This is a genomic window from Limnohabitans sp. JirII-31 (genome assembly GCF_002778315.1).
Classification (GTDB): Bacteria; Pseudomonadota; Gammaproteobacteria; order Burkholderiales; family Burkholderiaceae_C; genus Limnohabitans.
Map to the genome: position 1 here is coordinate 1 of NZ_NESA01000013.1, position 13106 is coordinate 13106.

A 13106-nucleotide genomic window follows, 5' to 3' on the forward strand; every position below is an offset into this window, starting at 1 on the left:
TCTCAGCCGGTGGCAAGACCGCCGTGGTGTCCACCATCAACGGTGACTCCAACGTGCCGTTCTACAAAGAACTGGGCAACGCAGGCTTGAAGGCCAAAGACGTGCCCGTGGTGGCATTCAGCGTGGGTGAAGAAGAGCTGCGTGGTGTGGACACCAAGCCTCTGGTGGGCCACTTGGCGGCATGGAACTACTTCATGAGCATCAAGAACCCGACCAACGATGCCTTCATCAAGAAGTGGAGCGACTACGCCAAGGCCAAGGGCATTGCGGGTCACAAGGACAAGCCACTGACCAACGACCCGATGGAAGCCACCTACATCGGCATCAACATGTGGAAGCAAGCGGTCGAGAAGGCCAAGAGCACCGATGTGGACAAGGTGATTGCGGCCATGGCGGGCCAGACCTTCACGGCACCGAGCGGCATCACCAGCAAGATGGATGAGAAGAACCATCACTTGCACAAGTCGGTGTTCATTGGCGAGATCAAGGCCGATGGCCAATTCAACGTGGTGTGGAAGACACCCGGTCCTGTCAAGGCCAAGCCATGGAGCCCGTTCATTGAAGGCAACGACAAGAAGCCTGATGAACCTGTGAAGAAGTAAGCGTTTTCCTAGGGATGAACTTTGGGGGAGGGCGCTGCTCTCCCCTTTTTTACTGGAATGTCGATGAATCGATTGGCCTTTTTGGGAATTGCCTGTGGACTGCTGTGGGGGGCGCATGCCCATGCGTTGACCGCAGAGCAGGCACGTGCCTTGACAGTGGGCGAGACGGATGCACGCATCACCGCGTTGCAGCAGGCCTTGGCCTCGCCCGATGAAAAAACAGCTGCTTTCTTGCAGGCCATGGCCGACGATGCGGTCAAGCTCCATGGCGCTCAGGTGTTGGTGGTGCGCGATGGCCAAGCCACAGATCCGGTGACCGGCAACACCATGGCTTTGCCCGAGGGCGCGGAGGATGTGATCAACAACAACCGCATGCGCGGCGAGGTGGACTCCGCCTTGGCGGCCTTGCAGTTGCTCAGCCCCGACGCGGCCAAGCGCTTGGCTGCGGTGAATGCTTTGCTCAAAGAGCCAGACCCGACCAAGCTGGCCATGTTGGAAAAAGCCTTGGGCGCTGAAGCCGATGCCAAGGTCAAAACACAAATGTTGTTGGCCCGTGCCGCTGTGCTGCTCAACAGCGAGAAGGTGGCTGAGCGCTTGGCGTCTGCCAAGGCCTTGGCCGAGAGCCAAACCCCAGACACCCAGTTGCTGCTCAACCAGCGCTTGAGCCAAGAAGACGACAAGCAAGTGCGCGCGCAATTGGAGTCGTCGTTGCGCACCATCCAATCGGCGTTGAATTGGGGCGAGAAGCTGGGTGCTTTGTTCACCGGCATCAGCCTGGGTTCTATTTTGTTGCTGGTGGCCTTGGGGCTGGCCATCACCTACGGTTTGATGGGCGTGATCAACATGGCCCACGGCGAGTTGATGATGATTGGCGCGTATGCCACTTACGTGGTGCAAGGCTTGTTCCGTCAGTACCTGCCAGGCGCGTTTGATGCCTATTTGGTGGTGGCTGTGCCAGCCTCGTTCTTGGCGGCGGCTGTGGTGGGTGCCGTGCTGGAGCGTACCGTGCTGCGCCATTTGTATGGTCGCCCGCTAGAGACTTTGCTGGCCACCTGGGGCATCAGCTTGGTGTTGATGCAAGGGGTGCGCACGGTGTTTGGCGCGCAAAACGTGGGCGTGGAAAACCCATCGTGGATGAGTGGTGGCGTGCAGCTGCTGGCCAACTTGTCGCTGCCCTACAACCGCTTGGTCATCATTGCCTTTGCGCTGTGCGTGCTGGTGGGCATGACCTTGTTGATTGGCAAAACACGCCTGGGTTTGTTTGTGCGTGGTGTCACGCAAAACCGACCCATGGCATCAGCGCTGGGCGTGAACACGGCACGCATCGACACCTATGCGTTTTCGCTGGGTTGCGGCATTGCAGGTTTGGCGGGTTGCGCACTGAGCCAAATCGGCAACGTGGGCCCAGACCTGGGACAGAGCTACATCGTGGACGCGTTCATGGTCGTGGTGCTCGGGGGTGTGGGCCAGCTGGCGGGTACGGTGTACGCCGCGATGGGCCTAGGTCTGATGAACAAATTGCTCGAAGGCCTGGCGGGGGCCGTGTTGGCCAAAATTGCGGTGCTGGTGTTCATCATCGTCTTCATCCAAAAACGACCGCAAGGCTTGTTTGCCATGAAGGGCCGCAGTGCGGAGGCTTGACATGAACCACACCACTTCTATGAATGCAACTCCTGTGACTTTGCCTGGGGCCCCTGCGTTGCTGGGGCGCGTTGGATGGGCTTTTTTCTTGGCCGCTGTGGTGGCGCTGTGCGCGGTGGTGCCTGTGCTCAACCTGTGGGTGCCCGCTGACAGCGTGTTCCACATGAGCGACTACGCGGTGGGCTTGATCGGCAAGATCATGTGTTATGCCATCTGCGCCTTGGCGATGGATTTGATCTGGGGCTACACCGGTATTTTGTCGCTGGGGCACGGCTTGTTCTTTGCCTTGGGCGGCTATGTGATGGGCATGTACCTGATGCGCCAAATTGGCACCGACGGCAACTACAAAAGCAACTTGCCCGACTTCATGGTGTTTCTTGACTGGAAAACCTTGCCTTGGCACTGGACCTTCAGCGACAGCTTCATCGCCACTTTGATCTTGATCGTGGCCGTGCCCGGTGTGCTGGCCTGGGTGTTTGGTTACTTTGCCTTTCGCTCGCGCATCAAAGGCGTGTATTTCTCCATCATCACGCAGGCCTTGACGTTTGCCGCGATGCTGCTGTTCTTTCGCAACGAAACTGGATTCGGTGGCAACAACGGGTTCACCGATTTCAAACGCATCTTGGACTTGCCCATTGCCACCCCCGGCATGCGCATGACTTTGTTTGTGCTGACCTCCGTCTTGCTGCTGGCTTGCTTCTTGTTTGCCCGCTGGTTGGTACAAAGCAAATTTGGCCGTGTGCTGCAAGCCATTCGCGATGCCGAGAGTCGGGTCATGTTCTCGGGCTATTCGCCCTTGCCCTACAAGCTGACCATCTGGGTTATCTCGGCTGTGATGTGTGGCATTGCAGGGGCTTTGTATGTGCCACAAGTGGGCATCATCAACCCGAGCGAGATGAGCCCCGCCAACTCCATCGAGATGGCAGTATGGGCCGCAGTGGGTGGACGTGCCACCTTGATTGGCCCCATCGTGGGAGCCTTCTTGGTCAACGGTGCCAAGAGCTGGTTGACGGTGACAGCCCCTGAGTTTTGGTTGTACTTTTTGGGTGCGCTGTTCATTGTGGTGACGCTGTATTTGCCGCAAGGTGTGATGGGCTGGCTCAACAAGCGTGCAGGAGACAAAGCATGACCCCCGATCTGTTTGAACAAGGCTCTGAGCGCCTGGCTGCCCACCAAGCGCGTGTGACGCCTGAGGTGAATTCGGGCGACCGCAGCGCAGGTTATGGCCGTGTGCATGAGCCTGGCTCACTGGACGTGACGCACGGCCGCATTTTGTATTTGGAAGATGTGAACGTGAGCTTCGATGGCTTCAAGGCCATCAACCATCTGTCACTCGACATCGCCCCGGGCGAGTTGCGCTGCATCATTGGCCCCAACGGTGCGGGCAAGACCACGATGATGGACATCATCACGGGCAAAACCAAGCCCGATTCGGGGCAGGTGTTTTTTGGCAGCACCATCGACTTGCTGCGTCACAACGAGCCCGAAATTGCCCAGCTGGGCATTGGCCGCAAGTTTCAAAAGCCCACGGTGTTTGAACATCTGAGCGTGTTTGAAAACTTGGAGCTGGCCTTGAAGACGCACAAAGGCGTGGCGGCCTCCATGTTTTTCAAACTCAACGGCATTCAACGTGACCGCTTGAGTGAGGTGCTGCACACCATCCATCTGGAAGACAGCGTCACGCGCCAAGCGGGCAACCTGAGCCACGGTCAAAAACAGTGGCTGGAGATTGGCATGCTGCTCATGCAAGACCCCAAGCTGTTGCTGCTCGACGAGCCGGTGGCGGGCATGACTGACTTTGAAACCGAACGTACTGCGGAGTTGTTCTTGACTCTCAAAGGCAAACATTCGCTGATGGTGGTGGAGCACGACATGAGCTTCATCAACACCATCTCGGACATCGTGACGGTGTTGTGCGACGGCTCGGTGCTGGCGCAGGGCACGCTCGATCAGGTGCAAGCCGATGAGCGTGTGATTGAGGTCTATTTGGGCCGATGAACAAAGTCGACGAACAGGGACGATGAATTCAATGACCAACACACACCCGCCACTGCTCCAAGTGGCCAACGTCAACCAGTACTACGGCGGCTCACACATCTTGCGTGATGTGAGTTTTGAAGCCAACTTAGGCCGCATCACCGTGCTGCTAGGGCGCAACGGCGTGGGTAAGACCACGCTGCTCAAATCGCTCATGGGTGCCGTGCCGATTCGCAATGGCAGCATTCAATTCAACGGCCAAGCGATTGAACGCGCCGCACCCTATGAGCGTGCACGTGCGGGCATTGGTTACGTGCCCCAAGGGCGCGAAATTTTTGCCCGCTTGACGGTGGAAGACAACCTGCGCATGGGGCTGGCCACGCAGCCCGCAGGCACCGACATTCCTGCCGAGTTGTTTGAACTGTTCCCGGTGCTCCAACAAATGTTGCACCGCCGGGGTGGCGACTTGTCGGGTGGGCAGCAACAACAGCTGGCGATTGCGCGTGCCCTGGCGTCTGGGCCCAAGCTGTTGGTGTTGGACGAACCGACGGAGGGCATTCAGCCCAGCATCATCAAAGACATTGGCCGCGTGATCCGCATGTTGGCAGGCCGTGGCGACATGGCCATCTTGTTGTGCGAGCAGTATTACGACTTTGCCGAAGAGCTGGCCGACGACTACTTGGTGATGGAGCGCGGTGAGGTGATTGCCCGTGGCGCGGGACGCGACATGCAAGCCAACGGGGTGCGCCAGTTGGTGGCCATTTAAGCCACCTTCCTGCTGTCGGATCAGTTGTTACATGGCCCAGATGCGTGGCGGTGTGTCACCCATCTGCCACAAGCTTTTGCGCCAAGCGGCCCACACGGCGCGTAGCAGCTGTTGCGCGGGCTCCACCAAGGGCGAGAGGGTGCGCAGCACCACCACACGCGGGTGCGGTGAGGTGACACCCGCTTGCACGCCAGGCACGGCCTCACCCAAGGCTTCGCGCGCCACACTCAGGGCCAGCTCACGCCGCTCGCGGTTCAAGTCAGCACCGCAGGCAAACACCAAGGTGGCCATGCAGCGCTGGCCTGCCAGCCCCAAGGGGCCGTTGAGCAAGCGCAGGTCTTGCGCGTCAATCAACCCACGCTCTAACCACACGCCTTTGATTTCCAGGTGCTGTTGCAGTTGTCCCTGCTCAAACGGCAAATTGGCGTTGGGCAAGCCCAGCGCAGTGATGTCCCAAGCCATCAGCTCGGCGCTGGGGGCCATGTCAAACGTGGCTTGGTTGAGCCCATGGCAGCCGTTGTAGGCCAGGGTCTCTAGCGGCAGCCACTCCAGCCGGGTGTGTTCACCCAATTGCGCGTGAACTTGCTGGGTGGCCAAGCCGTTTTCGCTGCGGTAAAAGCGCGTGGCACCGGGGGTGGTGATAAGACCATGGCTGTGGGTGTCGAGTTGCACCTGGATGTCCAAGGTGTCGCCACCCACCAAACCGCCTGGGGGGTGTACCAACACGTTGTGGCACACGCGATCGCCTTCGGGATAGAGGCTTTGCAGCACGCGCAAAGGGCCTTGGTGCTCGAAGCGGACCACGGTGCGTGGGCCCGAGGTGGCATAAGCGAGAGAGAGTTTTGCGTGCCAACCGGTCATGCTGGGATGATACCCAAGCACGCACACACACCGGTGTGCGTGGCCTGTGACACGCGCTTATTTGTTGACGTGGCTATCGGCCAGTCGGCGCTCTTCGTCCATCTGGTTGACGATGGATTCAACCTGGTCATCCGACATGCCAAATTTGGCCTGCATGGTTTTGAGCTTGGTCTTTTCTTCTTCGGTGATCACGCCGTCAGCCAAGACCGAGCGCACTTCCATTTCGTACAAAGCCTCGCGACGCTCCACCTGCGCGGTGTAGGCCGTGGCCACCACACCGGTCAAGATAGCGGCCAAGGCGATGGACAGCACCTGAGTGAGTATCACGAGGATGGTGCCGACAAACGTCACCGGGTCGACGTTGCCCCAGCCTGAGACGATGGTGATGACAAACCAATGCATGGCCGCAGGGATGGAGGGAAAGACATCGGGCTGGTCGTGGCCTTCGATGATGTAGATCAGCGACGAGAACAACAAGCAGCTGATGAACAGCAAAAACACAGCCGACGAAAATGAATCGCGCTCCGCTTTGACCGCAGCCACCATGTCTTCGAAGGCGCTGTTGTAGCGCGAGAGTTTGAAGATTCGCATCAGGCGGAACATGCGCAGCACGCGCAAATCGGCACCTGGGAATAACAGTTGCAAGTAAAACGGCACGGTGCTGAAGAAGTCAACCAGGCCGTAGAAGCTGAACATGTACTCTTTGCGCCCGCGCCAAGGCGAGTCTTCTACCGCGTGGTATTTTTCGCTGTACGACCAGACGCGTAGCACGTATTCGATGGAGAACACGGCAACGCTGAAGACGTCAAAGGCGTGGAAGATGTGTTCGAACTCTTCGTGGATGTGAGGCACCGACTCCAAGATGATGCCGATCACGTTGGCCACCACCAGCACGGCAATGAAGATTTCACAGAAATGGCTGGCCTTGTCGGGCACGGCACCTTCCAGAATTTCGTAGGTGCGACGCTTGATGCGTTTCAAAGCGCTGGTGTGGGTTGGGGGTGTGGAGACGGTCGTCATGGCAGGGCTCAGCCGTTTTTCAAAGTTTTGTTTTGTGCGCGCTGCAGCATGGCCTCCACCTGCTCGTCGGTCAGGCGGTAGTGGGCTTGCAAACGTTTCAGGCTGGCTTGTTCTTCGTCAGACATGTTGCCGTCAGAGAAGATTTCGCGCAGCTGTGCTTCAAACGCAGCTTTCTTGCGGGCCACTTGGTTGGAGAAGGCCGACGCCACGATACCGGTCATGATGGCGGCCATACACACGCCCAAGAAGCCGGTGATCAGCGCAATGGCTTCGCCGGCTTTGGTCATGGGTTCGACGTTGCCGTAGCCCGAGGTGATGGTGATGATGGACCAATAAATCGAGTGTGGGATGGTGCCAAAAAACTCTGGCTGCTCATGACCCTCGGCAAAGTGCATCAGCGAGGCCGACACGATGGTGGCAATCGTCAGCAAGAAGACGGCAGAGCCGAAGGCTTGACGTTCGGAGTACACGGCATGAAACAAGTCTTGCAACGCGGTGTTGTATTTGGACAGCTTCAAGATTCGCAGCAGTCGCAAGACCCGCAAGATGCGCAAGTCCAGATACGGAAAGAACATGTGCATGTAATGCGGCATGGTGGCAAAGAAGTCGATCAGGCCAAACGAGCTGAAGATGTAGCCACGGCGACCCTTCCAGGCGCCGCCTTCTTCCGCAGAGAAGCGCACACCCAAAGACCAGACGCGTAGCACGTACTCGGCCGTGAAGAACATCACGCTCCAAAACTCCAATTCGTGGAAGAACTCTTTGAATTCGGCATGTACCTCGGGCACCGAGTCCAAGATCACCGCCGAGCAATTGACCAGCACGACGGTGGTGATGAGCCACTCCACATATCTGCTGAGCGTGTGCTTGGGCGATCCATCCAGGATCTCCATGAGGCTGCGTTGTAGGCCGGTGATCATCGTCAAAAATTTCTATACAAGGTCGTCAAGGTCAGAGCGGGCAGACCAAGCCCCGCTCTGTGTCACAGGTCAAGCGCGGTGTTTCAGCTTCGGTTTTGAATGCTTTGCCACAGCGCCATTTCTTTCTCGCTCAACGCGCCGGCTTGGGCCGTGGCTTCGAATTTGGCTGTGTCGGTGTGAATGCCCAGTTGTCGAATTTGGCCGAGCAGAGTTTTGAAATGCTCCACCGCAAGTGCCGGACTTTCGGCGATTTTGTGCACGGGCAGAGGGCTTCGTTCTTCCAGCTCATGCTCTTTGATCACTTGGTCGATCAGGGCATTGATCTCTTCGTTGGTCAGGTGCAGCCGCTTGGCTTCTGAGCGAATCAAAGCAGCTTCTTCATCGTCAATCTTGCCGTCTTTGAGGATGCTGAACAGATTGGCTTTCAGGGCGTCACGTTCTTTGACCAATTCATCGCTGAAGGCGGAAGCTAACAAGGCTGCAGGGATGGCAAAAATACCAATGCCTAGCAAGGCCAAGATGATGGTCAGCGTGCGACCGATGGGGGTGATCGGCGAGATATCGCCATAGCCCACCGACGCCAAGGTGATGACGGCCCAGTAAATCGAGGTGGGAATGTTTTCAAACTTGTCGGGCTGTGCGTCGTGTTCAAACAGATAGCCCAAGCTGGCCGTCAAGATCACCAGCAGCAACATGATGAAGGCCGATGCGCTCATCACGGGCCATTCGCGCACCACGACTTTGAACAAGGTGGCAGTGGCATCACTGCCGCGAGTGAGTTTGAGCAGTCGTGCCAAACGGAACACCCGCAAGAAGCGCAAGTCGAACAGGTGATGCAAGAACACTTCCAGAAAGAAAGGCAGCACCGCCAAAAAGTCGATCACGGTCGAGGGCGTTTTGGCTTGTTTGATGCGCCCTGAGATGGCACCTTTGAAGCCAGGTTCTTCCACGCATGAGTAAATGCGCATGCAGTATTCCACGGTGAAGATGGCCACAGCCAAGGCGTCCAGCACGACAAATTGCAAATTCAGGATGTACTGAATGCTTTGTACAGACTCCAGCACCACGGCCAATACAGACAGCAGCACCCACACGGCAATGAACACTTCAAAAATGTTTTGCATGGTGCCGCCGTAAGGGCTGGGGTACACCAGTGCGTGGACTTTTTGGCGGAACGTGCGGTCTTTGTTGAGCTCTTTGAACTCTTGAATCGCAGGCACCACCACGCGAAACAGTTTCAAAATTCGCAGCAATCGCAAGAACCGTAGCACGCGCAGGTCAATCGGGATGAAGGCTTTCAAATAGAACGGTGCCACCGCCAAGAAGTCGATGATGGCAAACGGGCTGGTGATGAACCCAAAACGTGCGCTCTTTCTGTTTTTGAACTCTTCATCCTCGGGCGCGAGATACAAGCGCAAGGCATATTCAATGGTGAAGACGGCCACAGAAAAAATGTCGAAGAACTCAAACCAGTGCTTGTTGGGTTCAAACACCGCAGGCACGTGTTCGAACATCAAGCTAAAGAGGTTGGCAATGATCAGGTAGCTGATCCATTTGTCGATGTCTTTTTGAAAGTTGCCAGGGATGTGCGGGTCCAGCAACCATGAATACAGCCATTTGCGCATGGGCAAGTGACGATCAATTTTTGCCTCGTCATCTTGGCCACCCAAGATGGCTTCAATGTTCAGGTTTTTGAGGAATTGGCTTTTGTTGTCCATGTCAAACCTCAGAATTCGAGTTCAGTAATTTTGATGGGGTAGCCACCTTTGTCGCAGACCGTGATGCGCAGTTGCATCTTGTAATCAATCGGGTCTGCTTCGACCAACTGACTCGCCACAAATGGCAAGGCGGAGCCTGCGGGTGTGGGCATCAAGTCTTCAATGACGATGGCACCCGGGGTGCTGCGGTCAGAAGGCACGCATTGCGCGATCAGTTTGGGTGGCTCTTTGAAGAAAGGGTTGACCAAGTCTTTCAACTCGGTCTCAGTCATCAAATACTTCAAACACGCGCCCCAGGTACCTGGTGCATCTGGCTTGGCATCTGCGCCGGGCTTGACGCCACCTTTGCAGGCCGGGTGTTTGGTGTTCTCATCAAAACGTGTGGTGCCCGCTTCGGTCATCCATGCGGCCCATGTTTCACCATTCAATTTGGAGGTTTCTGTTTTCAGGCCTTCGCCGTAGTTTTTGATGCCCAGCCACGTGACTGCGACGAGTACCAAGGCTAAGAAAGCCAGGAAGAAATAGTCTGTGGTGGTGGGGCCCAGATGCGGGACCTGTGGCGTGTGATCGTTCGACGTTTTCATACTTCTGTGCCATTGCGTTGAAAAAGCCGACAGCCTGTGCTAGGCACAGCCTCGGGCCAATGGGCGAGAATGATATTCGTAATTTTGTTAATTATTTTGAATATTTGTCGAGTTAATTGAACTTGTAACTTTTGATGACTTATAAAGTTCGCACCCTCGTGAAAAGGGCACCACAAAGGGTGCCCTGAGCATGTAAATACGAAGACTTACTCGCCTTGTGAACCGCGATGTGCCCACCCCGTGGTGTGCTTTTCTACGTAGCTGAAAAGCTCGTACATCACCATGGCCATGGCACCCACAACAACCAACCCAGCGAACGCCAGACCCATTTGCATGGCTGATCCCGCAGAGATCAGCAAGTAGCCAATGCCCTCGTTGGCGGCTGTCATTTCAGACACGGTGGTGCCCACAAAGGCCAGGGTGATGGCGACTTTGAGTGAGCCGTAAAAGTAGGGCATGGAGCGTGGCAACCCCACTTTGACCAACACGTCCCAGCGCTTGGCACCAAGCACGCGCAGCACGTCTTCCAGCTCTGGCTCCAAGGTGGCCAGGCCGGTGGCAATGTTCACCATGATGGGAAAGAAACTGATCAAGAACGCGGTCAAGATGGCCGGGCCCACACCAATGCCAAACCACACCACCAAGATCGGTACAAAGGCCGCTTTGGGCAAGGCATTGAAGCCCGTCATCAACGGATACACCGCGGCATAGGCGATGCGCGAGCTGCCGATGACAAAACCCAGCAACACACCCACCACGATGGCCAAAGCAAACCCGGCCATGGTCACCCAATACGTGCGCCAGGCGTGGGCGGCAATGACGTCGCGGAACTCCACCATTTGCTCCCAAATCCGCAGCGGACTTGGAAAGACAAATTCAGAGACAGAAAAAGCCGAGCACAGCCCTTGCCACAGCAGCAAGGTGAGGACCAGCAGCGCCCAAGGCGACCAACGTTCGATTTGTTTTTGATTCATGGTGCTTATTGCTGAATGACTGCGCCGGTTTTGCGGATCGCGCCAATGTGGCCGCGTAGCTCGTGCACGATGTCGGTGAACTCGGGGGTGTAGGTCACTTCGAGATCGCGTGGACGCGGCAGGTCGATGTGGCGTTTGACCACAAAGCGGCCCGGGCTCTTGCTCATCACGTAGACCGTGTCGGCCAAGAACACCGACTCGCGCAAATCGTGTGTGACCAAGATGACGTTGAACTTTTGCTCCGTCCACAAGTCACGCAAGGTGCACCACAACTCTTCACGCGTGAAGGCATCGAGCGCGCCAAAAGGCTCGTCGAGCAACAGCATCTTGGGCTCATGAATCAGCGCACGGCAAATGCTGGCGCGTTGCTGCATACCACCTGAGAGTTGCCATGGAAACTTGCGCTCGTAGCCACCCAAACCCACGGTCTGCAAGAGCTTGATGGCACGGGCTTCGTACTCGGCCTTTTTGGCTTTGAAGTTGGAACGGTAGGGCTCCACAATTTCCAGCGGCAACAGCACGTTGTCGAGCGTCGTGCGCCAAGGCAGCAGCGAAGACGCTTGAAACGCCATGCCACTGATCTTGAGGGGCCCGTTGACGGGCTGACCATCCACATGAATGCTGCCTCGGCTTGGTTTGCGCAAGCCAGTGGTGAGCTTCATGAAGGTGGACTTGCCACAGCCTGAAGGTCCAACGATGGCGATGAACTCGCCTTGTTTGACCTGCAGGTTGATGTCTTCCACTGCAAAGTGGTTTTGCGCCAGCAACTCGTCGTTGTAGGCCAGCCAGACGTTTTGAAAGTCGACGAAGTTGTCAGCAGGGGTAGTCATCTTGTCCGTGTCGCTTATTTCTTGGGCTTGGGCAAGATGTCGAGTTCTTTGGCTGTTGGCAAGAAGCTACCGTTCCAAATGGTGTCTGCATTGACGCGGTTTTTGGTGTTGAACGCATCAGACACTTGAGAGGCCATGAGTGACAAGCGTGGGCCTTTGACTTGGCCAAAACCTTCGGCACGTGCATCTGGGCTGTTGATCACGGTGTCAATGGCCAGTTGCAAACGGCGTGTTTCGAGTTCGCTGTTGATGATGCCGTCACGTGCGCGCACGGTTTCGATGGCTGCTTTGGGATCGGCGATCACGTCTTTCATGCCCTTGGTGAAGGCGCTCAAGAAAGCTTTGATGGCCGCTGGGTTTTCTTTGATCAGTTTGGGGCTAGCAATGATGGCGTTGCCATACAGCTTGACGCCGTAGTCGGGGTACTGCAACACCACCACGTCTTCGGCTTTCACGCCACGTGCTTCGATGTTGAGCAAGGAGGTGAAGGTGAAGCCTGTGATGGCATCCACATCACCACGAACCAACATGGTTTCGCGCAAAGGAGGGTCCATGGCGGTCCAAGCCACGTTGGTCACGCTGTTGGCTTTGGCAAAAATCGGGAAGGCGCGACGGCCTGCGTCAAACACCGGAGCGCCGAGCTTTTTGCCGCTCAAGTCGGCAGGCGTTTTGATGCCTGATTTTTTGAGCGCCATCACCGAAGCGGGCGTGTTGTTGTAGACCATCATGACGGCCACTGGCTTGTTGGGCGCGTCGGGGTTGTTGGCGTTGAATTCCATCAAGGCTGCCAAGTCAGCAAAACCCATGTCGTAGGTGCCCGAAGCCACACGGGTCACGGCACCGCCAGAACCGTTGCCAGCATCCACGGTCACGTCGAGCTTGGCGTCTTTGAAATAGCCTTTGGCAGCAGGGACCAAAAACAAAGCGGCAGGGCCTTCAAAGCGCCAGTCGAGTTGGAACTTGATGGGCGTGGTTTGGGCTTGAGCCATGCCAAAGCCGGCCATCAAGGCCAAGCTCAGAGTGGTTTTAAAAAAGTCGCGTTTGATCATGGGGGTGCTCCTGAAGGGCGAAAAGAGTGAACAAAGTTGTATGCAATGGTCTTGCAATAAGGGTGCCAGTTACAAAACCACAGACCTACCATTCAGGGGCAAATTGTGCGCGAATTTGGGGCGCGAATGATTTGGGGTTCCCCGCGGGTGGGTCTACCCTTGGT

At 56.6% G+C, this 13106-nt stretch carries 13 protein-coding genes; 5 read left to right on the plus strand and 8 right to left on the minus strand.

Going from position 1 to position 13106, the window contains the following annotated elements; translation table 11 throughout:
• The 5 genes from B9Z41_RS14355 to urtE all read left to right on the plus strand — a co-directional run.
• The coding region (locus B9Z41_RS14355) for a transporter substrate-binding protein (RefSeq protein WP_158236194.1) at positions 1 to 602 on the plus strand (602 nt) is incomplete at its 5' end.
• A 63-nt stretch (positions 603 to 665) separates the two neighbouring features.
• Positions 666 to 2243, plus strand: a complete 1578-nt coding sequence (gene urtB / locus B9Z41_RS14360; protein ID WP_100147770.1) for an urea ABC transporter permease subunit UrtB — start codon at positions 666 to 668, stop codon at positions 2241 to 2243.
• Positions 2244 to 2262: 19 nt separating this feature from the next.
• A complete protein-coding gene (gene urtC, locus B9Z41_RS14365) occupies positions 2263 to 3372 on the plus strand; it encodes an urea ABC transporter permease subunit UrtC (protein ID WP_100147841.1) in 1110 nt (369 codons plus the stop codon).
• Positions 3369 to 4241, plus strand: coding sequence for an urea ABC transporter ATP-binding protein UrtD (gene urtD, locus B9Z41_RS14370; RefSeq protein ID WP_100147771.1), 873 nt, complete (start codon positions 3369 to 3371; stop codon positions 4239 to 4241). The genes urtC and urtD overlap by 4 nt, the downstream gene beginning before the upstream one ends.
• Before the next feature lie 52 nt (positions 4242 to 4293).
• A complete protein-coding gene (gene urtE, locus B9Z41_RS14375) occupies positions 4294 to 4986 on the plus strand; it encodes an urea ABC transporter ATP-binding subunit UrtE (protein ID WP_100147842.1) in 693 nt (230 codons plus the stop codon).
• Between the two features lie 27 nt (positions 4987 to 5013).
• On the opposite strand, the gene B9Z41_RS14380 is transcribed toward urtE, so the two are convergent.
• The 8 genes from B9Z41_RS14380 to B9Z41_RS14415 all read right to left on the minus strand — a co-directional run bounded on the left by B9Z41_RS14380 (position 5014) and on the right by B9Z41_RS14415 (position 12942).
• Entirely contained in the window at positions 5014 to 5847 is an 834-nt protein-coding gene (locus B9Z41_RS14380) for an urease accessory protein UreD (protein ID WP_100147772.1), read from the minus strand.
• Between the two features lie 57 nt (positions 5848 to 5904).
• Positions 5905 to 6867, minus strand: a complete 963-nt coding sequence (locus B9Z41_RS14385) for an ion transporter (RefSeq protein WP_100147773.1) — start codon at positions 6865 to 6867, stop codon at positions 5905 to 5907.
• Between the two features lie 8 nt (positions 6868 to 6875).
• On the minus strand, positions 6876 to 7787 hold the full coding sequence (locus tag B9Z41_RS14390; RefSeq protein WP_100147774.1) for an ion transporter: 912 nt from the start codon (positions 7785 to 7787) through the stop codon (positions 6876 to 6878).
• 83 nt (positions 7788 to 7870) lie between these two features.
• Positions 7871 to 9505, minus strand: coding sequence for an ion transporter (locus tag B9Z41_RS14395; RefSeq protein ID WP_100147775.1), 1635 nt, complete (start codon positions 9503 to 9505; stop codon positions 7871 to 7873).
• A gap of 8 nt (positions 9506 to 9513) precedes the next feature.
• Positions 9514 to 10089 carry a hypothetical protein gene (locus tag B9Z41_RS14400; protein WP_100147776.1) on the minus strand — a complete coding sequence of 192 codons (576 nt, stop codon included), beginning with the start codon at positions 10087 to 10089 and terminating at the stop codon, positions 9514 to 9516.
• A 206-nt stretch (positions 10090 to 10295) separates the two neighbouring features.
• Positions 10296 to 11063 carry an ABC transporter permease gene (locus B9Z41_RS14405; RefSeq protein ID WP_100147777.1) on the minus strand — a complete coding sequence of 256 codons (768 nt, stop codon included), beginning with the start codon at positions 11061 to 11063 and terminating at the stop codon, positions 10296 to 10298.
• Positions 11064 to 11068: 5 nt separating this feature from the next.
• A complete protein-coding gene (locus B9Z41_RS14410) occupies positions 11069 to 11893 on the minus strand; it encodes an ABC transporter ATP-binding protein (protein WP_100147778.1) in 825 nt (274 codons plus the stop codon).
• Positions 11894 to 11907: 14 nt separating this feature from the next.
• Complete coding sequence (locus B9Z41_RS14415; RefSeq protein WP_100147779.1) at positions 11908 to 12942, minus strand: ABC transporter substrate-binding protein; 1035 nt, start codon at positions 12940 to 12942, stop codon at positions 11908 to 11910.
• Positions 12943 to 13106: the final 164 nt, after the last annotated feature.